Here is a 20,564-nt window from a genome sequence, read left to right as displayed (position 1 = left end):
CCTATAGGGCTGTGGCGCAAGGGGCTAAATTGCCAGCTGAATGTGAATTCGTCTCACACGCAGATTAGCCGGCCAGCGCCTTTTTGAGCAATTCGTTGACCACACCAGGATTGGCCTTGCCTTGCATCGCCTTCATCGTCTGGCCGACGAAGAAGCCGAAGAGCTGTTCCTTGCCCGCGCGATATTGTTCGAGCTGGCCGGGATTGTTGGCGAGGATTTCGGCGATTACGGCCTCGATGGCGCCCGTATCGCTGGTCTGCTTGAGTCCCTTTTCCTCGACGATGGTTGCAGCGCCCTTCATGTCTCCTTGGGCCGCGGTTTCGAGCATGATCTCGAACACTTGCTTGGCGATGCTGCCCGAAATGGTGCCATCAGCAACCAGTTTCAGCAATTCGGCGGCCTGTGCGGGGCCGACCGGGCTTTCGTCGAGCGACTTGCCGAGCTTGTTCAGCGCGCCGAACAGTTCGGACATCAGCCAGTTGGAGCCCTGCTTCGCATCGACGCCGTGGCTCAACAGGTCTTCGAACCAGAAGGCGGTCTCCGCCTCGGCGGTCAAAACGGCCGCATTGTAAGCGGTCAGGCCCAACTCATTCTCATAGCGCGCGCGCTTTGCATCGGGCAGTTCGGGCAGCGACGCCTTGCACTCCTCCAGAAACGCATCGTCAAGTTCGAGCGGGAGCAGGTCCGGATCGGGGAAATAGCGATAATCATGCGCATCCTCTTTGGAGCGCATCGAGCGGGTTTCCAGCTTGTTCGGATCGAACAGGCGGGTTTCCTGCACCACGGTGCCGCCATCCTCGATCAGATCGACCTGACGCCGCGCCTCGACCTCGATTGTCTGCATGACAAAGCGGATCGAGTTCACATTCTTGGTTTCGGTCCGCGTGCCATATTCGGCACCGGGCTTGCGCACGCTGACATTGACGTCGGCGCGCATCGAGCCTTCCTCCATATTGCCGTCGCAAGAGCCGACATAGCGGAGAATTGATCTGAGCTTCTTCACATAAGCCCCGGCCTCGGCAGGCGAACGCATATCGGGACGCGAGACGATTTCCATCAGCGCAACGCCCGAGCGGTTGAGATCGACATAGGACATGGTCGGATGCTGATCGTGCATCAGCTTACCCGCATCCTGTTCGACATGGATGCGTTCGATGCCGATGGTCTTGCGCGGGCTATTGGCGTCCTTCTCGTCAAGAATGACCTCAATCTCGCCTTCGCCGACAATCGGGTGGTAGAGCTGGGAAATCTGGTAGCCCTGCGGCAAATCGGCGTAGAAATAATTTTTCCGGTCAAACCGCGAATATTTGTTGATCTGCGCGTTGATCGCAATGCCGGTGCGCACCGCCTGCCGGATGCATTCGCGGTTGGGCACGGGCAACATGCCGGGCATCGCGGCATCGACCAGCGACACATGGCTGTTCGGCTCGCCACCATAAGCGGCAGACGCGCCCGAAAAGAGCTTGGCGTTCGACGTGACCTGCGCATGGACCTCTAGGCCGATCACGACCTCCCATTCGCCTGTCATGCCCTGGATGCGGTATTCGCTCATATTACCACCACTTCTCCGCTTCCGCCGTGAACCCGGCACGTTCTTCGATTGCCAGACCCGCGTTCAACACGCCTTGCTCATCCAGCGCCTTGCCGACTATCTGAAGGCCAAGCGGCAGGCCCTGCTTGTCGAGACCGCCGGGTACCGACATTGCCGGTAGCCCCGCCAGTGAGGCTGGCACTGCAAAGACGTCATTCAGATACATGCTGAGCGGATCGCTGGTCTTTTCACCCAGACCAAAGGCTGCGCTCGGCGCGGTCGGTGCCAAGATCAGGTCGCATTGCTTCCACGCATTGTCGAAGTCGCGAGCAATCAAAGCACGGACTTTTTGGGCCTGCGTGTAATAAGCGTCGTAGAAACCGGCGCTGAGCACATAGGTGCCGATCATGATGCGGCGGCGTACCTCTGCGCCGAAACCGGCGGCGCGGGTGGCGGCGTACATGTCTTGCAGCCCTGCCCCATCGGGCAGGTCGCGCAGGCCATAGCGCACGCCATCATAGCGGGCGAGGTTGGACGACGCCTCGGCGGGGGCGATGATGTAATAGGCCGGCAGTGCATATTTGGTGTGCGGCAGGCTGATCTCGACGATCTCTGCGCCCGCATCCTTCAGCCAGGCGATGCCATTGTCCCACATCGCGGCGATATCTTCGTCGATGCCGTCAAGGCGATATTCCTTGGGGATACCGACTTTCTTTCCGCGCAAGTCGCTGTTGAGACCCGCTTCCCATTCGGGGACGGGCAGGTCGAGCGAAGTCGAATCCTTGGGATCGAAACCCGCCATCGCCTCGAGCATGATCGCGCAATCGCGCACGTCGCGCGCCATCGGACCAGCCTGATCGAGCGAACTTGCAAAAGCGACAATGCCCCAGCGCGAGCAGCGGCCATAGGTCGGCTTGATGCCCGAAATGCCGACAAATGCCGCAGGCTGGCGGATCGAGCCGCCGGTATCGGTGCCGGTCGCAGCGGGGCACAGTCGTGCCGCAATCGCAGTCGACGAACCGCCCGAAGAGCCACCGGGCGCCAATGCGGCATTGCTGCCATCATTGCGCCGCCAGGGTGAAATGACATTGCCAAAATAGCTCGTCTCATTCGACGAACCCATGGCGAACTGGTCAAGGTTCAGCTTGCCCAGCATCCCGGCGCCCGCCTTCCACAAATTGGCCGAAACGGTCGATTCATAGGTCGGCACAAAGCCTTCGAGGATGTGGCTTGCGGCGGTGGTCTGCACGCCTTCGGTGGCGAACAGATCCTTCATGCCAATCGGCACGCCCGCCATTTTGCCCAGCGGCTTACCCACCGCGCGGTCGGCATCGACGGCCTTGGCGGCTTCGATGGCCTTTTCCGGCGTTTCTACGATGAAGGCGTTGAGCACCTTTGCCGCAGCGACATTGGCGTTGAAGGCCTCAGCCACTTCGACAGCGGTGAATTCGCCGCTGGCAACCCCCGAACGGATGGCGGCTACGCCCAATTTGGTCAGGTCAGTCATTATTCGATCACCTTGGGCACGCCAAAGAAGCTGCCTTCGCGGGCGGGCGCATTGGCAAGCACCTTTTCGCGGACATCGCCATCGGTGACGACATCGTCGCGCAAGCGCAAATGGTTGGGGATCACGGCGGTCATCGGCTCAACGCCGGTCACGTCCACCTCGCCCAATTGCTCGACCCAGGCGAGGATGCCGTTCAGCTCCCCGACCATCTTTTCGGCCTCTTCGTCACTGATCGCGATGCGGGAGAGCCGCGCGATCTTGTTCACGGTATCTTTATCGACTGACATAAGGGTGCCGCTAGCATTGTGCACTCGCAGCATCAACAGCCAAAGCTGCGCTTTTCAGCCCCCGTTCAAATATCCGGTGCTATTTTTTTCCAATTCGCTAAATGCCGCCGTCAGATTGAAGCAAACGGATATCGCAAACGTGGCCCGCAAATTCCTTTACCTTATCGCCGCCATCATCACGCTGGTGATCGCAGGCGGCTTTGTTGTTCGCATTTATGAAAAGGAACTCACCGAGTTCGCTTTTGTGCCGACGACCAAATTTGAAGAGCAAAAGGCCTTTGCCACCAACAAATATGACGACCCTGCCATGTGGTTTGCCCGCGGGCGCAGTGGCGCGGACAATGTGACCAGCTGGCAGCCGGTGGGTGCGGAGAAAATCGAGGTTCCGGGTTCAGCCGCGATCTTCTTCATCCACCCGACCTCTTATATGGACAAGACGCACTGGAATGCGCCGCTTGACGACAAGCTGTCGCAGGATCGGGCGAAGCTGTTCCTGCAGGGGCTCGCCTCACCCTTTGCTGCATCGGGAGAAATCTGGGCCCCGCGTTATCGCCAGGCCGCCATCGGTGCCTTCCTGACCGACAAGCCCGAGGGGCAACAGGCATTGGATGCCGCCTATCAGGACGTCCTCCTCGCCTTCGACGATTTTGTTGCCAAGGTGCAGAAGGATCGCCCAATCATCCTAGCGGGGCACAGCCAAGGTGCGCTGCACCTGACGCACCTGTTGAAAGACCGGGTCGCGGGCAAGCCAATCGCCAAGCGCATAGTCGCTGCCTATGCCGTCGGCTGGCCGGTTTCGGTCGATACCGATCTGCCAGAAATGGGCCTGCCCGCCTGCACCTCGCCCGACCAGATAGGCTGCATATTGGGCTGGCAAAGCTTTGCCGAGCCTGCGGAATATGAGCGCATATTGAAGGTCTATGATTCGACCACGGGCTTCAACGGCCAGTCGCGCGCCAACACCGCCATGCTGTGCACCAATCCGCTAACCGGCGGCGGCGCGACAGAGGCTGGCGTTGAGGCCAATCTCGGCTCGCTGAAACCTTCGAACGACATGAAGACCGGCGAACTGGTGAAGGCTGCGATCCCAGCCCGCTGCGACCAGCGCGGCTTCCTGCTGATCAGCGATCCGCCCGAAATGGGCCCCTATGTGCTGCCGGGTAACAATTATCATGTTTATGACTATCCGCTCTTTTGGGCGAATGTCCGCGCCGACGCCTTGTGGAGGGTGCAGAAATTTCTGGCGCGGTGATCACAACTTCTGCCCCAGATTTCCGCGCCGCCCTGTCCGAAGGCGGGGTGCTGATCGGGCTTGATGTCGGCAGTAAGACAATCGGGACCGCCTTTTGCGACGCTGGCTGGAGTTTTGCTTCTCCCGCTGACCTGATCACGCGCGGCAAGTTCGCCAAGGACAAGGCGTTGTTGCAAGCAGCGATTGCCACCCGTCCAACCGCAGGCATCGTCATCGGCCTGCCAATCAATATGGACGGCAGCGAATCCCCGCGCAGCCAGTCGAGCCGGTCCTTCGCCCGCAACCTGCTCGACCTTGGTCTGCCGATCCTGCTGTGGGACGAACGCTGGTCCACTGCGGCCGCCGAACGCTTCATGATCGAAGCCGACCTCAGCCGCGCCAAACGCGCCGAGCGCATCGACAGCGCAGCGGCAGCGCATATCCTGCAGGGTGCGATTGATGCGTTGGTTGCTTGATATCCCTCTCCCATTGGGAGAGGATACGAAGCCTTGTCGCTTTAGCGACTAGGCGAAGTTGGTGAGGGGCTTTGCCCTCCCGACAGCGCACACCCCCTCACCCAGCTCCGACTAGGCAACAAGTTGCCGAGTCTGCGCAACCCTCTCCCAACGGGAGAGGGATAGTCTCCCGCTTGCTAAGCCAGCCTAGTGCCGCTAAGGCACTGGCTTTAATGACATCGCCACCAACAGCTTCACCGGGCCGCTTTCCAGCAGGTTCCGCCGCTTTCCCGCACCGGCATTTGCTGGGCATTGCCGGACTGCAACCCTGGGAAATCGAGTTCATCCTGTCCGAGGCCGAACAATGGGTCGCGCTCAACCGCTCTGGCGCCGCCAAGCGCGACGACCGGCTGCGCGGGCTGACCATCATCAACGCTTTTTTCGAAAACAGCACGCGCACGCTGCTGTCGTTCGAGATAGCCGGCAAGCGGCTCGGCGCGGACGTGGTCAATATGCATGTCGCGCAGTCGAGCACCAAAAAGGGCGAGACGCTGATCGATACCGCGATGACACTGAACGCAATGCGCGCGGACGCGATTGTGATCCGCCACGGCAGTTCGGGCGCGGTTGACCTGATTTCGCAAAAGGTCGATTGTCCCGTACTCAATGCCGGAGACGGCACGCACGAGCATCCGACACAGGCTCTGCTCGACGCGCTCACGATCCGCCGTCGCAAAGGCCGGATCGACGGGCTGACCGTCACAATTTGCGGCGATATATTACACAGCCGCGTGGCGCGATCGAACATGATCAGCCTGACGACACTCGGCGCGCAGGTGCGCGTTGTCGCTCCCCCTGCCTTGATGCCCGAAGGCATAGCCAGCTTTGGCGTCGAGGCGTTCAACAATTTCGATGCAGCCCTGCCCGGCAGCGACGTGGTGATGATGCTGCGGCTTCAGAATGAACGGATGCAGGGCGATTTTATCCCCTCCCCGCGCGAATTCTTCCACCTCTACGGCCTCGATTCGCGGCGGCTGGCGCTGGCCAAGCCCGATGCGCTGGTGATGCACCCCGGCCCGATGAACCGCGGGGTGGAGATTGCCAGCCACATTGCCGACGACCTTGAACGATCCGCGATCACCGAACAGGTCGAAATGGGGGTCGCTGTGCGCATGGCCTGCCTCGACATATTGACGCGAAGAGCGCGCGGTGTGGAGGGCTGGTCATGACCGGCACCAACATTCTCGGCGGACAGGTTATTTTACCCGGTAAGGCAGCACCCGAAACCGCGCATCTGCATGTTGCGGGCGAACGCATCGAGCAGGTTGGCAAGGCTGACCCTCTTGGCGAACGCATCGATGCCGAAGGGCTGATCGTCGCCCCCGGCATCATAGACTTGGGCGTCTTTGCCACCGACAAACCTGCTTTCCGGTTCGGAGGCATCACCCGCGCCGCTTTAATGCCCGACCAATCGCCTGCGCATGACGATCCGGCGACGATCCGGTTTTCGGCACGCAAGGGCAAGCCCGATTTCTGGGTTCATCCGCTTGCGGCTGCGACCAAGGACCTGGACGGCCAGCATATGGCCGAAATCGCGTTGATGAAGGAAGCAGGTGCACTGGGTGTTGCCACAGGGCGCGGCTGGATTGCCGATTCGGGCGTGATGCTGCGGCTGATGCGCTATTGCGCGATGCTCGATATGCCGCTGTTCGTGCATAGCGAGGATGCGGGGTTGGCCGGCAATGCTGTGGCGACCACAGGCCTGAACGCGACGCTGCTCGGGCTTCCCAGCGCTTCACCTGTCGCTGAAACGCTGGCCATTCAACGCGACCTTTCGCTCGCCGCTGAAACCGGTGCGCATCTACATTTCAGACAGGTGACGACGACTGCAGGGCTCGACCTTATCCGTGCAGCAAAGGATAAGGGCCTCAAGATCAGCTGCGGCATCACCCCTGCGCATCTGTTCCTCTCTGACACCGCCCTCACCGGCTTCCGCACCTTTGCGCGTCTTTCTCCACCCTTGCGCAGCGAAATCGACCGGCTGGCGTGCATCGCGGCAGTTGCCGACGGCACAATAGACGTTATCGCTTCCGGCCACGACCCGCGTGGCCCCGAAGACAAGCGCCTGCCCTTTGCCGATGCGGCACCGGGTATGGCGGGGGCGGAAACACTGCTCGCCTTGACGCTCAATCTGGTGCGCGACGGGCATATCTCTATGGGTCGCCTGTTCGAACTGCTCGCCACCAATCCGGCGAAGATATTGAAGGTCAATGCAGGCGCGATTGAAGTGGGGCGAGAAGCTGACCTGATCTTCATCGATCCCGACGCGCCCTGGCAGGTCGATAGCGACAAGATGGCGGCGCTTGCGGGCAATACGCCGTTCGACAAGCTGCCCGTTCAGGGGCGGGTGCGCAAAATCATGAAGGGCGGCAAGATCATCTGATCCGCCGCCCTTCAAAAAGCCTGTTTTTTAGCGTTTAGCGCGCGGCGATTTTCACCGGTTTGCGTGCAGGCTTGGCAGCCATACGAACCGGAGCCGAGCCGCCTACGGTCTTCACGACGCAATCGCCGCCTGAAGCTTTGATAGTGCGGCAAGCGGAAGCGGCAGCCTGATAGTTGCCAAAGCCAGAAGCTGCGAGGCGGGTCAGCGTCTTGCCCTTCACATTGACGGTTGAACTCGCCGAGCTGAAACCGTTCAGAACCTTGTGTTTGCGGCTATATTGGCTCCACGCTTTCTGCGCATTGCCTGCAGAGGAGAATGCGCCCAGCTGGACCAGATATTTGCCCGCGGCCTTTGCGGACGGAGCCGGCGTATCGGCCAGAGCCAGCTTGACCGGCTTGGGTGCCGGGGCAGACTCAGCGGCCTTTGCCGGGCCTTCCGGTGCCTTGATCAGCGGCGCTTCGCTCTCCGAAACCGAAGCGACGGCGGCGGCGATGCGAACATCGGATTCGTGATAGCCATCGGCGACAGGCGCGGGGCCGACAGCGGACAATTCGGTCATCTGGGCGGGTTCTGCTGCTGCCATTGCAACAGGTGCGGGCTCTTCAGCAGCCGCCATGATCGGAGCAGCGGTGGCACCACCCAGTGCAAGCCGGACCGGCTGGCCCGAATCGGCGCGCGGGGTAACGTTCAACAGACCGGCAACGCGGGTCTGATAAGCACCCGGGCGGGCATATTGTGCCCATTCGACGATGCGGGCATCGACACGGTCCTGCGGCATATCCTGCACTGCCATGATGCGGGCCTCACGCCAGCGGCCATCAAGGGCATAAGCGAGCGCCAGATTCTGGCGGGTGCGGGCAGTTGCATTGTCGGCGCGGATCGCGTCAACCAGCACATCGACCGAACGTTTGCTGTCACCAGCCAACGCAAGGGTGAGGCCATAATCGCTCGCCGGCAGGATCGCACGGTTTGCGTCAACCAGCGACACAGCCGAATCGACCTTGCCCTGTGCAATGCGGGTCAGTGCCACACCAATCACGGTGCGAGCATCAACCTGGCCCAACTCCATAACATCCATGAAAGTGCGTTCGGCGGCAACAAAGCGACCCTGCGACATGTACATGCGCGCCAGAAGCGAGCGATATTCCATATTGGACAGATCGGCCTCGACGGCTGCTTCGGCCAAGGGCAGAGCCTTATCGGTCTTGCCCTTGGCGAAAAGCTTTTCAGCCTTTTTCGCCCAGCTATGCGCCTTTTTGGCATTTGCATCGGCCGATGCATGCGTTGCCGCACTCGATGCGACCACGCCAGCCCCACCCAAGGCAGTGAAACCGACAACCGCGGTGGACAATGCCAGCTTTATGAGTGTCTTGTTCTTCATGACTATTCCTCAGACTTGGTTAGGGTTGGCTTCAGGCCGATTTTTTGCCGGGCACATGTGCCGCGAGCGTGGAAATTTCGGGCATTGCATCGATAAAGGCATCGAGCGCTGCCGTGACGAGTTGCTGGGCCGACTTGTTGCTGATCGCGCAAGCGAGCCGCAGCTTCAGGTGCCGTTCGCCATCGAGGCGCAGCGTGAACGCTGACTTGTCCTTGCTGCCGGGTGCGGCACGCGGTTTCGTAACAGCTGCTTTGACGGCAACCGGACGCGGCGCGATAATCGGCACAACCGGTGCGGAGGGCGCATCATGTTCGACCACGCCCATTTCTTCGGCCTGAACCTGCAGCTGTTCGGCAATGCGATCTTGCTGTTGCTTGACCTCGGGCTTTACCTCGGGGACGGCATTGGCCAGCGGGTTGAAACCCTGGTCATGCTCATAATCCATCGGTGCCGTGGGGTCGGGATTGACATCATAGCCCATGTCATAGCCCATATCGTTCCAACCGCAGTCGTCCTGCACGGAGCCTTCGGCGGCCACACCATTGTTGTTGCCGATCAATTGACGACGCATGGCCGGACGGGCAGCCCCTTTGCGGGCCAATAGGCCGGAAGAAAGGGAAGCTATTGGTTTGGGTTCGCTCATGTTCATCGCTCCCAAATCCATTTAGCCGATGACCCGGCGACCAAAACCACCCATCGGGCGGGCTTGGGCAACCTGGGGATTGGCAGCGGCGGGCGCACTGAACACGGTGCGGCGGAAATTCTTTTCAAGACGGTCGGAGATATAGGACCAGAGCTGGCGGACTTCTTCCGCCGAGCGGCCCTGCGGATCGACTTCCATAACGGTGCGGCCGTCGATCATCGAGGCTGCAAAATCGGTGCGGTGGTGGAGGGTGATCGGGGCAACGGTGCCATGCTGCGACAGCGCGACAGCGGCTTCCGAAGTAATCTTGGCTTTGGGGGTAGCGGCGTTGACCACGAAGATCAGCGGCTTTCCTGCGCGTTCGCACAGATCGACGGTAGCCCCAACGGCGCGCAGATCGTGCGGGCTGGGTCGGGTCGGAACGACGATCAGTTCGGCGACCGAAATCACGCTCTGGATCGCCATGGTGATCGCTGGCGGCGTATCTATGACGGCCAGCTTGAAGCCTTGCTGGCGAAGCACGGCAAGGTCAGAGGCCAAGCGGGCGACTGTGGTCTGGGCAAAAGCCGGAAGGTCGGCTTCGCGCTCGTTCCACCAATCGGCAAGCGACCCCTGCGGATCGATATCGATCAGAACGACCGGCCCTGCGCCTGCCAATTGTGCCTGTACTGCAAGATGGCCGGACAAAGTGGTTTTGCCCGATCCGCCTTTTTGTGATGCCAATGCGAGAACCCTCACATTATTCCCCTTTTGCAAGCTGTTTGGAAGGGATGTGACAGAACAGGCCTAAAAATCGGTTAACGCTGATATGGGGTTTCTGCACATCGCAAATCTTTTCGCGGCGGCCAGACGTCGAAAACAGCATCCGCGCGTCGGCATCGTTAATGGATGTAAAAGGTTAAGGCATTCACCATGCAAGTTAACCAAATGTCAGCAGATTTCGGCTAATCGCGGCGTAAATGCACTTGGAGTTGAACATGCGGAAACTGCCTATCTCGCCAATCGCAATCGCAGCCTTTCTGGCTTTAGCGGCACAGCCAGCCTTTGCCGATGTCAAAGCCGGGGTCGACGCATGGTCCAATGGTGACTTTGGCGGCGCGGTAAAAGAATGGCGCGATCCAGCCAAAAAGGGCGATCCGGACGCGCAGTTCAATATGGGGCAAGCTTATAAGCTGGGCCGCGGGGTCAAGCAGGACTTCAATATGGCGGCGGACTGGTATCAGCGCGCTGCCAAACAGGGGCATTTGCAAGCCGCCGACAGCCTTGGCCATCTCTATCATTATCAGGGCAAGGTCAAAGAGGCGCTTCCCTATCTGGAAGGCTCATCCGCGCGTGGAGAGCCTCGCGCGCAATATCTGCTCGCCACCGAATTGTTCAACGGTGTCAACGCACCTAAGGATTGGGTGCGCGCTTATGCCTTGATGACGCGCGCGTCGGCTGCTGGATTGCCTCCCGCGTCGCGCAGTCTGGCAGAGATGGACAAGCATATCCCGCTTGATCAACGCCAGCAGGGTGTGGTCCTTGCAGGTGAAATTGAAAAATCATCGGCTCAGGTTCGTTCGGCCCAAATTGCGGGCTTCCCGATCAACACCAAGGCGCCAGTCACAATAGCACAGAAAGTCGACGTGCCGCCGTCAAAACCGATTGCTGCACCAGACAACGCAGCCCCTGGCTTCCCCGGCGCCATTCCGCCCATCGGCGGAGAGGAAAGCGCACCACCTGCCAAACCGTCCAAGCCCGCAGTTAAAGCCGCCGCTCCGGTTTCCGGAAAGTGGCGCATCCAGCTCGGCGCCTTTGGCAGCGAAGCCAATGCCAAAAAGCTGTGGTCGAGTCTGCAATCCAAAGTCGGTGGGCTTTCAAGCGCCTCGCATTATCTGGTTCCGGCTGGCAGTGTATTGCGCCTGCAGGCCGGACCTTTCGCCAGCCGCGCCGATGCCGATACCATGTGTACGAAGGTCAAAGCTGCCGTAGCCGGCCAAGGCTGCCTGGTGGTCGCACCCTAAGGGCACAGCCTTTCGATTTCCCGACCGAGCGTTCGTTTTGCGGCCTCGGCACCGGGATCGACAAAATAATAGCGCGTGCCGCTCATACTCGCATTGCGCGAGCAATAGGATGCGCAGCCGTCAGGCACGCTGCCGGGATAGCGCAGGACAATCCCGTCATAGCTGGCGGTGAAGCTGCAGCTTTCCTTGCCGCTCAACGTTATTTTCAGACTGTCGCCATCTTGCTCGGCACTGCCCTGTCCCTCGCATTTGCTTTCTGGTCCATAGACCGAGAGGAAGCCTATTCGGTAATTCGCTCCGCCATCGGCAACAGCACAGAATTTGTCGGTGCCCAGATCGCCCTGAGTTTCGAAACGGCCTTCGACCGCAAGGCTTTCGGGGTCTGGTATGAGTCCTTTATCGATAGCGAGCTGATCGAGTGCCGCCCCTGCGCTATCGTCTTTTGCAGCTGGCCCGGCATCCTTTGAACCGCACCCGGCAAGCATTGCCGCCAAAACGAACATTATCGAGCTGGCAAGCCTCACAAGCGTTCAAGGCCTTCAGCCGTCACACGACGGTAAAAGCAACTACGCTCACCGGTATGGCAGGTAGGGCCATCAGGCCGCGCAATCACCAGCAGCGCATCCTGATCGCAATCGACGCGGAGTTCGACAAGGTGGAGGAAGTTCCCGCTACTTTCGCCCTTGGTCCACAGCTGATCGCGGCTGCGCGAGAAAAATGTGACCTTGCCGCTCTGCTGCGTGAGGTCGAGTGCCTCGCGGTTCATGTGACCAACCATCAGCACAGCCCCATCGGCAGCATCGACAACCACAGCGGTCATCAACCCATTAGCGTCAAATTTTGGATCGAGCACCAGCCCGCTCTCTCTTGGATTGGTCATGTCTGACGCCTAGCCGAGCCCTGCAATACTGGCAATCATCTGCTGCGAGCGATTTTTACGGTTTTGCCTGTTACAAGGGGGAGACATCGCGCCCTCGCCCGCCTATAGGCAGCCCAATTCTGGCGGCACGGGATTCGATTTGGACATGCTCACCACCAATCCCTTTGATGATGATAAACTGCGCGAGGAATGCGGGATCTTCGGCGTGTACAACTCCGAAGGCGCCGCCGCGATGGCAGCACTTGGCCTGCACGCGCTCCAGCACCGTGGCCAGGAAGCCGCCGGCATCACGAGCTTTGATGGCAAGGAATTCCACACCCACCGCGCCATGGGCCATGTCGCAGGCAATTTCGATCGTGAGGATATTATTCGCGCCTTGCCGGGCAGCATTGCCGCAGGCCATGTCCGCTATTCGACCACCGGCGAAACCTCGCTGCGTAATGTGCAGCCGCTTTACGCCGATCTGGCGACGGGCGGATTTGCAGTGTCGCATAATGGCAATATTTCCAATGCCGTGCACCTGCGACGCGAACTGGTGCAGCGCGGTTCGATCTTCCAGTCAACGTCAGACACCGAAGTCATCATCCATCTTGTTGCGACTTCGACCCAGAAAAGCCTGCTTGATCGGCTGATTGACGCGCTGAAACAGGTAGAGGGCGCCTATTCGCTGATCTGCCTGACGCCAGAGGGCATGATCGCCTGCCGCGACCCGCTGGGTATCCGCCCGCTGGTGATGGGCCGTCTGGGTGAAACGATCATCTTTGCGTCTGAAACCGTAGCGCTCGATATTGTCGGCGCAGATTTCATCCGCAGCGTCGAACCCGGCGAAATTGTCGTGGTGCGCGAAGGCGCTATCGGGTCGCACAAACCCTTCTACCCCACATCTCCGCGCCCCTGCATTTTCGAGCATGTCTATTTTTCCCGCCCCGACTCGATCGTTGACGGCAACAGCGTCTATTCGGTTCGCAAAGCGATTGGCGCGGAACTGGCGCGCGAAAATGGGATTGATGCCGATTATGTCATCCCCGTACCCGACAGCGGCACGCCAGCCGCGATCGGCTATGCAGAGGCATCGGGCATTCCGTTCGAATTGGGTATCATCCGTTCGCATTATGTCGGGCGCACCTTCATCCAGCCGGGCGACGGTGTGCGCCATCTGGGGGTCAAGCTGAAACATAATGCCAACCGCAATCTGGTGGCAGGCAAACGCATCGTGCTGATCGACGATTCGATCGTGCGCGGCACCACCAGCTTGAAAATCGTACAGATGATGCGCGAGGCAGGCGCCAAAGAAGTGCATATGCGCATCGCCAGCCCACCGACGACCAACAGTTGCTTTTACGGTGTCGACACGCCCGAACGCGAAAAACTGCTCGCCAGCCGGATGAACATCGCCGAGATGTGCGATTATATCCATGCCGACAGCCTCGCTTTCCTTACCATCGAAGGACTGTACCGGGCATTGGGCGAAGCGCAGCGCGATGCCACCTGTCCGCGTTATTGCGATGCCTGTTTTACCGGTGATTATCCGACCAAGCTAACCGACTTTGACGAGCACAACTCTACCGGCCAGTTGAAGCTGCGGGTGGTGGGATAAACCATGAGTGGTTTGCAAGGCAGGATTGCGCTGGTCACCGGCGCCAGCCGCGGCATCGGTGCCGCGACCGCAGAAAAGCTGGCGGCCCAAGGCGCGCATGTGGTTTTGACAGCACGCACAGCCAAAGACCTTGAAGCCGTCGAGCAACGGATATTCGAAGCGGGCGGTAGTGCCACCATCGCGCCGATGGATCTGACCGAGGCCGGGAACAACGAACGCCTCGCCGCTGCCGTCCGCGAACGGTGGGGTAAGCTCGACATCCTCGTTCTCAACGCCGCAATGCTTGGCACATTGGCTCCCGTTCCGGTGATCGATGCGGCTGAGTTCAACCGCGTGCTGACGCTCAATCTGCTCGCGCAACAGGCGCTGATTGCCTCGTTCGATGCATTGCTGCGTGCGAGCGATGCCGGTCGTGTGGTGGTGCTGACAAGCAGTGTCGGGCAGCAGCCGCGCGCTTACTGGGGTGCCTATGGCGCGTCAAAGGCGGCGCTTGAAAATCTGGCGCTCAGCTATGCCGAGGAAGTGCAGAACCTTTCTTCGGTGCGCGTTACCATCGTCGACCCATCGCGCACCCGCACTGCGATGCGTGCCAAGGCCTATCCCGGAGAAGACCCCGCCACGCTCAAAGACCCTTCGGTCGTCGGCGAGGCAATCACCCAGTTGCTACTCGGCGGCTTCGAGACCGGCCATCGCCTCATTGTCGACTGACCCGCTTTCCTTGATCATCGCATAGGCTGCAAAGGCCCGTTCGCGCGCCGCGCGGTGGCCGATGATCTTTGCCGGATAGTTTGCGGGCCGGACGCCATAGTCTTCGGGATCGTGGATATAGGGATCGGAGAGATGCGCCAGTTCGGGCACCCATTGCCGGATATAGTTGCCCGCATCGAACTTTTCGGACTGCGATAGCGGTGCCATGATGCGGACAAACATATTGCTGTCGACCCCACTGCCCGCCGTCCACTGCCAGTTGACCGCGTTCGAGGCATAGTCGGCATCGATCAGCGTGTCCCAGAACCACTGCTCCCCCACGCGCCAGTCGATGAGTAGATGCTTGATAAGGAACGAGGCGGCAATCATCCGAACGCGGTTGTGCATCCAGCCCGTCGCCCACAATTCGCGCATCCCGGCGTCCACGATCGGATAGCCTGTCTGCCCTTTGGTCCAGCTGACATAGTCTTGCTGCACTTCGGTGTCGGCCATGTTGCGCCAGGGAAAATGGTCGAATGCTGCCCGGGCATTGCGCACGCCATAATCAGGGAATTGCAGGATCACATTAGCCGCATATTCGCGCCAGACCAGTTCCTTGAGATAGGTTTCAACCGATCCGCCTGCGTCCATTGCCGCATGCCAGATCGTCGCGGGAGAAATTTCGCCAAAATGCAGATGCGGCGACAGGAGGCTGGTGCCGGGTATCGATGGCAGGTTCCGTTTTTCCTGATAGCGATTGGCCCTAGGGAGGAAATTTTCGAGCCGCTTTGCAGCACCGGTTTCGCCCGGTGACCAGAAATCGCGCATGCCCCCTGCCCAATCGGGCTTTGAAGGCAGAAGGCCCCAGCTATCGAGATTGTCGCTTTCGGGCCACTGCTCAGGGGCTGGAATATGGTCCGGCGCGGCGCGGGGTTTGGCAGGCGGCATATGCTGCGCCAAGGCACGCCAGAAAGGTGTGTATATCTTGAACTGTCCGCCGCTGCCCGTTTTCACGCTGCCGGGGGGGAGCAGATAGAGCCCCTCATGCCGGATCAGCGATGTTCCAACCGGCAGTATCTCCTGCACTGCCCGTTCGGCATTACGCCACCACGGCTCATAGTGGCGCAAACAATGGATCGCGGAAGCACCCACTTCGCGCGCGAGTTGCGCCAGCACCTGAGGCGCCGAACCCCGCCTGAGAATTAGCCGCGAACCGCGTTCGCGCAGAGACTTGTCCAGTTCCTTCAGGCTGTTATGCAACCACCAGCGAGAAGCACCGCCCATGCGCCGATGCTTGGGCGTTTCATCGTCCAGGATATAGACGGGCGTAATCGGCCGACCGCGTGCCACAGCGGCGAGCAAAGCCGATTGATCACTCAGGCGTAAATCTCTTCGAAACCAGACGATGGATATCATGCATGGCCGATACACATAACGCCCGCGTTGCGGCATACGGGCTTTCCAGCGTAGCGGCTAAGGTTGCTTGACGATCAGTTCGAAATTGCTGCGCACGGGCGAGGCGTCAAAGCGCTGGTCGCGGATGGTCAATGTGCCGTCAGGCTTCATCTCTGCATAGGGCATACGCGACCAAAATAGATAGGCCTGGGCATCTGCCCCGGTTTTTGCGATTTCGGCTTTCTGATATAATCCCAGCATGTTGTAGCGGCCCTTGGCGGGAAGCTCCAACCCACCGATCAGCGAATAATGGCCCTCGCCATATTGATTGCCCGACCTCCATTTTATCTCGCGGTTCCAAAAAGCGACCGGCACAGGACTGGCGACAACCATCCGCTCACGCGGTGTTCCGCGAGAGACAAGAACATCGTCGGCGACACGTTCTGCCGCGGTTGAAATCGCATAATTGGCGAGGATATAGGTGCATGTCAGAATAAGCGCGGTCCGTGCCGGACGGCGCCAATCGCTTGCACCCCGCTTTTCGAGCCGCCGCGACCACCAGACGCCGCCGATGAGCGCGATCCATATCCAGATATCGATAATGAACAGCGTATCGCCGTAAAACCACTGGCTCGAGAAAGGTTCGAGCAGCCGGATACCATAATTATTGAGCCAATCGAGCGCCGGATGGCTGAGCGTGCCGATATAGGCCAAGGCCAGCAGCCATCCCGCATGCACCGGCAGCCGCTTCTCTGGCCGCGTGCCGCGATTGGTCTGCCACCGGTCATAACCGATCATCATTGCCCACAGTATGAGGGGCAACAGCAGCATGGCAATCGGCCCATGCGTAATCCCGCGCCGGATCGCCAGATGCTGATGCCCACCGAGCAAAGTCGCCACCGCGTCGATATCCGGCAGGTTCGCCGCGACAATCAGCGTCGGCATCGCCAATCCGGTCTTGCGCTTGAGCCCCATCTGGCCAAGCACGGCACCAGCGAGACTATGGGTCAGGTTATCCATTATTTTGGTTCACACGAAGACACGAAGATCATGGCTTAAACTTCTCCGAGTGATAGTCATTGGAAACGCGGCGTAAGCCATCCTTGAACGTAGCTTGGCCAAAATTCATCAGAATGCCCAAAGGCATTTTGCATAGTCGCAGATAGGTAAGCAGTTGCTTGCCATGCACTGGCGCAAGCCGGTCAATAGACTTGAGCTCAACTATCAAACGGTCGTCCACCAGCAGGTCGATTTTGAATGCGTTGTCTACGACAACGCCTCGATAATTCATGGCAACGGGTACCTGCCGCTTGACGGAATGCCCCTCCTGCTCGAGTGCCACCGTCATCAACGCTTCGTAGGCTGACTCTAGAAGGCCGGGGCCGATATCCTGATGTATATGAAATCCACAATTGATGACACTTGCCGCGATACGCTCCAATTCGTCGAAACGCGACATCTTCGTGTCTTCGTGTGAACTAATATCTACTCAACCGTCCAGGTCTGGCCCTTGCTGATCAGCGCCTGCAAGTCGGGCTTCTTGCCTTCGGAAAGCTTGGCATTCTGCTCGGTTACCGCGCTGTCGAAGGTCGGGCGTGGATCGTCGTAGAGCACGCCGAGTGCCATTGGAAATTCACCGAACGGCATTTCAACCAGCATGTGCGCAATTGCACGATTCTTCACATTATGGACGATCACGCCCGCCGACTGCCAGTCACCTTCGGCTACGCCGACGACCTTGAGGGTCAGCGTTTCCATATCCATCGCAATGCCCTTGCTGCCGCCGTCGAACAGCATCGGCTGGCCATCCTGAAGCCACAACTGGCGCGCCTCGGCACCCTTGGGAGCGGCGAAATCCTCGAACACATCCTTGTTGTAGACGATGCAGTTCTGGAAAATTTCGATGAATGCCGCGCCCTTATGCGCATGCGCAGCCTTCAGCACGTCAGGCAGATGCTTTGAAACGTCAAAGCCACGCGCGACAAAACGCGCGCCCGACCCCAGTGCAAAGGCGCAAGGCGTTGCGGGCCGATCGACCGAACCGAAAGGCGTTGAAGGCGATTTGGTGCCGACACGGCTAGTCGGCGAATATTGGCCTTTGGTCAGGCCGTAAATCTCGTTGTTGAACAGCAAGATCTGGCAATCGAGGTTACGGCGCAGCAGGTGCATCGTGTGGTTGCCGCCAATTGACAGCGCGTCGCCATCGCCGGTGATGATCCAGACGTCGAGATCGGGATTGGCCAGCTTCACCCCCGTCGCCACCGCAGGCGCACGGCCGTGGATGGTGTGGAAGCCATAGGTCTCCATATAATAAGGGAAGCGCGACGAGCAGCCTATCCCTGAGATAAATACCGTGTCCTCGGGCTTGCGGCCAAGCTCCGGCATGGTGCGCTGCACCGCCTTCAATATCGCATAGTCACCGCAACCGGGGCACCAGCGGACTTCCTGATCGGTCTCCCAATCCTTGGGTGACGTTTTCTGGATGGGGGTCATGTCGTTCATGCGAGTGCTTCCTCGATGGCAGCTTCAATTTCAGCGATGCGGAAGGGTTGGCCCGAAACCTTGTTCAGAGGTTTGGCGTCGATCAGAAACTGGTCGCGCAATACCGTCTTGAACTGGCCGGTGTTCATTTCGGGCACAATGACTTTGTCATAGCTTTTCAGCAACTCACCCAGATTGCCGGGCATCGGCCAGATATGGCGAACGTGGATGTGGCTGACATCATGGCCCTTGGCGCGCATGCGGCGCACCGCCTGATGGATCGGGCCGAACGTAGAGCCCCAGCCGACAACCGCCAGCTTGCCGCCTTCGGTGCCGAGGCAGACGTCCTGATCGGGGATGTGCGCGGCTATGCCATCGACCTTGCCCTTGCGGATGTCGGTCATCGCCTGGTGGTTGGCGGGCGAGTAGTTGAGATGGCCGGTATCGACTTCCTTTTCGATACCGCCGATGCGGTGCAACAGGCCGGGCGTGCCGGGCTTCACCCAGGGGCGTGCGAGCTTGTTGTCGCGCCCATAGGGCTTGAATCCGCCTTCGGGCACATGATCGAGGAAGCTAACCGGGAACGGCTTGTAGCTGCTCATATCCGGGACCTTCCAAGGCTCTGCCGCATTGGCGATATAGCCGTCAGTCAGCAGGATCACCGGCGTCATGAACTGCGTCGCGATGCGCACAGCCTCAATCGCGCAATCGAACACATCGCTCGGGCTGCGCGCCGATATTACCGGCAGCGGGGTATCGCCGTTGCGGCCATAGACCGCCTGATAGAGGTCTGATTGCTCGGTCTTGGTGGGAAGCCCGGTCGATGGCCCGCCACGCTGCGAATTTATGATGATGAGCGGCAGTTCGGTCATCACCGCAAGGCCAATCGCTTCGGTCTTGAGAGCGATGCCGGGACCGGACGAAGAGGTCACGCCCAGTTGCCCCGCATAGGATGCACCAATGGCCGAGGCGATCGCGGCAATCTCGTCTTCCGCCTGGAAGGTGGTAACGCCATATTCCTTGAACCGCGCCAATGCGTGCAGGATCGAGGAAGCCGGCGTAATCGGATAGCCGCCAAAGAACATCTTCACGCCCGCCAGCTGGCAACCTGCGACCAGGCCCATGGCCGCCGCATCCGCGCCGTTTATCGTGCGGTACAGGCCGGGATCGGCGGGCGCCGCATCGACATGCTTGCGCGGAATGGGAACGGCGCCGGGATTGCCGATTTCGGCGGTTTCGCCGTACGCATGGCCAGCGTTGAGCGCTGCAATATTGGCATCGGCCAAAATCGGGCTTTTTGCGAATTTGTCCTTCAGCCACTGGATGATCGGCTCACGGTCGCGATCAAACATCCACAGTGCGAGGCCCAGCGTCCACATATTCTTGCAGCGCAGCGCTTCCTTGTTGCCAAGGCCAAAGGGCTTCACCGCATCCATCGTCAGCTGGCTGATGTTGAAATGGACGAGCTGCCATTTGCCGAGCGAGTCGTCTTCGAGCGGGTTCACATCATATTGCGCCTTGGCGAGGTTGCGCGCGTTGAACTCGCCCTCATCAGCAATGATCAGGCCGCCCGGCTTCAGATCCTTCACATTGGTCTTGAGCGCCGCCGGGTTCATCGCGACAAGCACATCTGGCGCATCACCCGCTGTGTCGATTTCCGAGGCACCAAAGTTGATCTGGAACGCCGAAACACCGAACAGCGTGCCTTGCGGCGCGCGGATTTCGGCAGGGAAATCAGGGAAGGTGGCAAAGTCGTTGCCCGCCAGCGCCGACGACAGCGTAAACTGCCCGCCGGTCAACTGCATGCCGTCGCCCGAGTCCCCCGCAAAGCGGACCACTACGGTTTCTGGATGAGAAATGTCGGCTGGGGATTGGGTATCGATGCTGCGCGCGGCAGTAGCCATTTCGTATTGTCCCGCTCATTTTAATTGTTCTGTTAAGTGGTCCTTATGCGCGCTTTTGCGCCAAATCCAAATAGGAAATCTGTTTTGCAACACAGTCGGGCTTTGTCGTGGACGCGCCTTGGCGTTCGGGTTATGCCTT

At 59.7% G+C, this 20,564-nt stretch carries 20 protein-coding genes; 7 read left to right on the top strand and 13 right to left on the bottom strand.

All coding sequences use genetic code 11. The features are described from left to right. Positions 1-64: 64 nt before the first annotated feature. The 3 genes from gatB to gatC are packed head-to-tail and all read right to left on the bottom strand — an operon-like array spanning position 65 to position 3,325. Positions 65-1,552 carry an Asp-tRNA(Asn)/Glu-tRNA(Gln) amidotransferase subunit GatB gene (gene gatB / locus ABL922_RS02035; protein ID WP_349022542.1) on the bottom strand — a complete coding sequence of 496 codons (1,488 nt, stop codon included), beginning with the start codon at positions 1,550-1,552 and terminating at the stop codon, positions 65-67. 1 nt (position 1,553) lies between these two features. Then, positions 1,554-3,038, bottom strand: coding sequence for an Asp-tRNA(Asn)/Glu-tRNA(Gln) amidotransferase subunit GatA (gene gatA / locus ABL922_RS02030; RefSeq protein ID WP_349022541.1), 1,485 nt, complete (start codon positions 3,036-3,038; stop codon positions 1,554-1,556). After that, a complete protein-coding gene (gene gatC / locus ABL922_RS02025; protein WP_349022540.1) occupies positions 3,038-3,325 on the bottom strand; it encodes an Asp-tRNA(Asn)/Glu-tRNA(Gln) amidotransferase subunit GatC in 288 nt (95 codons plus the stop codon). Before gatC ends, gatA begins: the two co-directional genes overlap by 1 nt. 139 nt (positions 3,326-3,464) lie before the next feature. Here gatC and ABL922_RS02020 point away from each other — a divergent pair, with 139 nt between their 5' ends. From ABL922_RS02020 to ABL922_RS02005, 4 genes are all read left to right on the top strand, one after another. After that, positions 3,465-4,577 (top strand): DUF3089 domain-containing protein, encoded by a 1,113-nt coding sequence (locus tag ABL922_RS02020; RefSeq protein ID WP_349022539.1) that lies wholly within the window; start codon positions 3,465-3,467, stop codon positions 4,575-4,577. Next, positions 4,574-5,032, top strand: coding sequence for a Holliday junction resolvase RuvX (gene ruvX / locus ABL922_RS02015; RefSeq protein ID WP_349022538.1), 459 nt, complete (start codon positions 4,574-4,576; stop codon positions 5,030-5,032). The genes ABL922_RS02020 and ruvX overlap by 4 nt, the downstream gene beginning before the upstream one ends. Positions 5,033-5,244: 212 nt before the next feature. After that, positions 5,245-6,240: an aspartate carbamoyltransferase catalytic subunit gene (locus ABL922_RS02010; protein ID WP_349022537.1), complete on the top strand. Its 996-nt coding sequence runs from the start codon at positions 5,245-5,247 to the stop codon at positions 6,238-6,240. Beyond that, on the top strand, positions 6,237-7,454 hold the full coding sequence (locus ABL922_RS02005; protein WP_349022536.1) for a dihydroorotase: 1,218 nt from the start codon (positions 6,237-6,239) through the stop codon (positions 7,452-7,454). The genes ABL922_RS02010 and ABL922_RS02005 overlap by 4 nt, the downstream gene beginning before the upstream one ends. A gap of 34 nt (positions 7,455-7,488) precedes the next feature. Here the strand turns inward: ABL922_RS02005 and ABL922_RS02000 are convergent, their stop codons facing one another. The 3 genes from ABL922_RS02000 to ABL922_RS01990 all read right to left on the bottom strand — a co-directional run bounded on the left by ABL922_RS02000 (position 7,489) and on the right by ABL922_RS01990 (position 10,216). After that, positions 7,489-8,835 (bottom strand): SPOR domain-containing protein, encoded by a 1,347-nt coding sequence (locus ABL922_RS02000; RefSeq protein WP_349022535.1) that lies wholly within the window; start codon positions 8,833-8,835, stop codon positions 7,489-7,491. A gap of 31 nt (positions 8,836-8,866) precedes the next feature. Continuing rightward, on the bottom strand, positions 8,867-9,406 hold the full coding sequence (locus tag ABL922_RS01995; RefSeq protein WP_349022534.1) for a hypothetical protein: 540 nt from the start codon (positions 9,404-9,406) through the stop codon (positions 8,867-8,869). A gap of 93 nt (positions 9,407-9,499) precedes the next feature. After that, the gene (locus ABL922_RS01990; RefSeq protein ID WP_298604902.1) at positions 9,500-10,216 is read right to left on the bottom strand and encodes a ParA family protein; all 717 of its coding nucleotides are present in this window, start codon (positions 10,214-10,216) and stop codon (positions 9,500-9,502) included. 239 nt (positions 10,217-10,455) lie between these two features. Here ABL922_RS01990 and ABL922_RS01985 point away from each other — a divergent pair, with 239 nt between their 5' ends. Beyond that, positions 10,456-11,481 carry an SPOR domain-containing protein gene (locus ABL922_RS01985; RefSeq protein ID WP_349022533.1) on the top strand — a complete coding sequence of 342 codons (1,026 nt, stop codon included), beginning with the start codon at positions 10,456-10,458 and terminating at the stop codon, positions 11,479-11,481. Here the strand turns inward: ABL922_RS01985 and ABL922_RS01980 are convergent. Together ABL922_RS01980 and hisI are read right to left on the bottom strand one after the other, a co-directional pair. Further along, entirely contained in the window at positions 11,478-11,984 is a 507-nt protein-coding gene (locus tag ABL922_RS01980) for a hypothetical protein (RefSeq protein WP_349022532.1), read from the bottom strand. The two genes, ABL922_RS01985 and ABL922_RS01980, sit on opposite strands and share 4 nt — an antisense overlap. 17 nt (positions 11,985-12,001) lie before the next feature. Further along, positions 12,002-12,361, bottom strand: a complete 360-nt coding sequence (gene hisI / locus ABL922_RS01975; protein WP_349022531.1) for a phosphoribosyl-AMP cyclohydrolase — start codon at positions 12,359-12,361, stop codon at positions 12,002-12,004. A gap of 145 nt (positions 12,362-12,506) precedes the next feature. On the opposite strand from hisI, the gene purF reads away from it, so the two are divergent. Beyond that, the gene (gene purF, locus ABL922_RS01970; protein WP_349022530.1) at positions 12,507-13,958 is read left to right on the top strand and encodes an amidophosphoribosyltransferase; all 1,452 of its coding nucleotides are present in this window, start codon (positions 12,507-12,509) and stop codon (positions 13,956-13,958) included. A 3-nt stretch (positions 13,959-13,961) separates the two neighbouring features. Beyond that, the gene (locus ABL922_RS01965) at positions 13,962-14,666 is read left to right on the top strand and encodes an SDR family NAD(P)-dependent oxidoreductase (RefSeq protein ID WP_349022529.1); all 705 of its coding nucleotides are present in this window, start codon (positions 13,962-13,964) and stop codon (positions 14,664-14,666) included. Here ABL922_RS01965 and ABL922_RS01960 read toward each other — a convergent pair. The 5 genes from ABL922_RS01960 to ABL922_RS01940 are packed head-to-tail and all read right to left on the bottom strand — an operon-like array spanning position 14,622 to position 20,425. Continuing rightward, the gene (locus ABL922_RS01960; RefSeq protein WP_349022528.1) at positions 14,622-16,061 is read right to left on the bottom strand and encodes a deoxyribodipyrimidine photo-lyase; all 1,440 of its coding nucleotides are present in this window, start codon (positions 16,059-16,061) and stop codon (positions 14,622-14,624) included. The two genes, ABL922_RS01965 and ABL922_RS01960, sit on opposite strands and share 45 nt — an antisense overlap. Before the next feature lie 57 nt (positions 16,062-16,118). Then, positions 16,119-17,060 carry a metal-dependent hydrolase gene (locus tag ABL922_RS01955; RefSeq protein ID WP_349022527.1) on the bottom strand — a complete coding sequence of 314 codons (942 nt, stop codon included), beginning with the start codon at positions 17,058-17,060 and terminating at the stop codon, positions 16,119-16,121. Positions 17,061-17,088: 28 nt separating this feature from the next. After that, positions 17,089-17,499: a GxxExxY protein gene (locus ABL922_RS01950; protein WP_349022526.1), complete on the bottom strand. Its 411-nt coding sequence runs from the start codon at positions 17,497-17,499 to the stop codon at positions 17,089-17,091. 26 nt (positions 17,500-17,525) lie between these two features. Next, a complete protein-coding gene (locus ABL922_RS01945) occupies positions 17,526-18,542 on the bottom strand; it encodes a 2-oxoacid:ferredoxin oxidoreductase subunit beta (protein ID WP_349022525.1) in 1,017 nt (338 codons plus the stop codon). After that, complete coding sequence (locus ABL922_RS01940) at positions 18,539-20,425, bottom strand: 2-oxoacid:acceptor oxidoreductase subunit alpha (protein WP_349022524.1); 1,887 nt, start codon at positions 20,423-20,425, stop codon at positions 18,539-18,541. The genes ABL922_RS01945 and ABL922_RS01940 overlap by 4 nt, the downstream gene beginning before the upstream one ends. Between the last annotated feature and the right edge of the window lie 139 nt (positions 20,426-20,564).

Source organism: Sphingorhabdus sp. (assembly GCF_040079335.1).
Taxonomy (GTDB): domain Bacteria; phylum Pseudomonadota; class Alphaproteobacteria; order Sphingomonadales; family Sphingomonadaceae; genus Sphingorhabdus_B.
The sequence above is the reverse complement of the archived record's forward strand: the minus strand, read 5'-3'. Positions and strand labels throughout refer to the sequence as shown.

Coding starts and splice junctions, on each gene's coding strand:
- gatB (WP_349022542.1), bottom strand. CDS start 1,552: ATGAGCGAATACCGCATCCAGGGCATGACAGGCGAATGGGAGGTCGTG.
- gatA (WP_349022541.1), bottom strand. CDS start 3,038: ATGACTGACCTGACCAAATTGGGCGTAGCCGCCATCCGTTCGGGGGTT.
- gatC (WP_349022540.1), bottom strand. CDS start 3,325: ATGTCAGTCGATAAAGATACCGTGAACAAGATCGCGCGGCTCTCCCGC.
- ABL922_RS02010 (WP_349022537.1), top strand. CDS start 5,245: ATGACATCGCCACCAACAGCTTCACCGGGCCGCTTTCCAGCAGGTTCC.
- ABL922_RS02005 (WP_349022536.1), top strand. CDS start 6,237: ATGACCGGCACCAACATTCTCGGCGGACAGGTTATTTTACCCGGTAAG.
- ABL922_RS02000 (WP_349022535.1), bottom strand. CDS start 8,835: ATGAAGAACAAGACACTCATAAAGCTGGCATTGTCCACCGCGGTTGTC.
- ABL922_RS01995 (WP_349022534.1), bottom strand. CDS start 9,406: ATGCGTCGTCAATTGATCGGCAACAACAATGGTGTGGCCGCCGAAGGC.
- ABL922_RS01985 (WP_349022533.1), top strand. CDS start 10,456: ATGCGGAAACTGCCTATCTCGCCAATCGCAATCGCAGCCTTTCTGGCT.
- ABL922_RS01980 (WP_349022532.1), bottom strand. CDS start 11,984: ATGTTCGTTTTGGCGGCAATGCTTGCCGGGTGCGGTTCAAAGGATGCC.
- hisI (WP_349022531.1), bottom strand. CDS start 12,361: ATGACCAATCCAAGAGAGAGCGGGCTGGTGCTCGATCCAAAATTTGAC.
- purF (WP_349022530.1), top strand. CDS start 12,507: ATGCTCACCACCAATCCCTTTGATGATGATAAACTGCGCGAGGAATGC.
- ABL922_RS01965 (WP_349022529.1), top strand. CDS start 13,962: ATGAGTGGTTTGCAAGGCAGGATTGCGCTGGTCACCGGCGCCAGCCGC.
- ABL922_RS01960 (WP_349022528.1), bottom strand. CDS start 16,061: ATGATATCCATCGTCTGGTTTCGAAGAGATTTACGCCTGAGTGATCAA.
- ABL922_RS01955 (WP_349022527.1), bottom strand. CDS start 17,060: ATGGATAACCTGACCCATAGTCTCGCTGGTGCCGTGCTTGGCCAGATG.
- ABL922_RS01950 (WP_349022526.1), bottom strand. CDS start 17,499: ATGTCGCGTTTCGACGAATTGGAGCGTATCGCGGCAAGTGTCATCAAT.
- ABL922_RS01945 (WP_349022525.1), bottom strand. CDS start 18,542: ATGAACGACATGACCCCCATCCAGAAAACGTCACCCAAGGATTGGGAG.
- ABL922_RS01940 (WP_349022524.1), bottom strand. CDS start 20,425: ATGGCTACTGCCGCGCGCAGCATCGATACCCAATCCCCAGCCGACATT.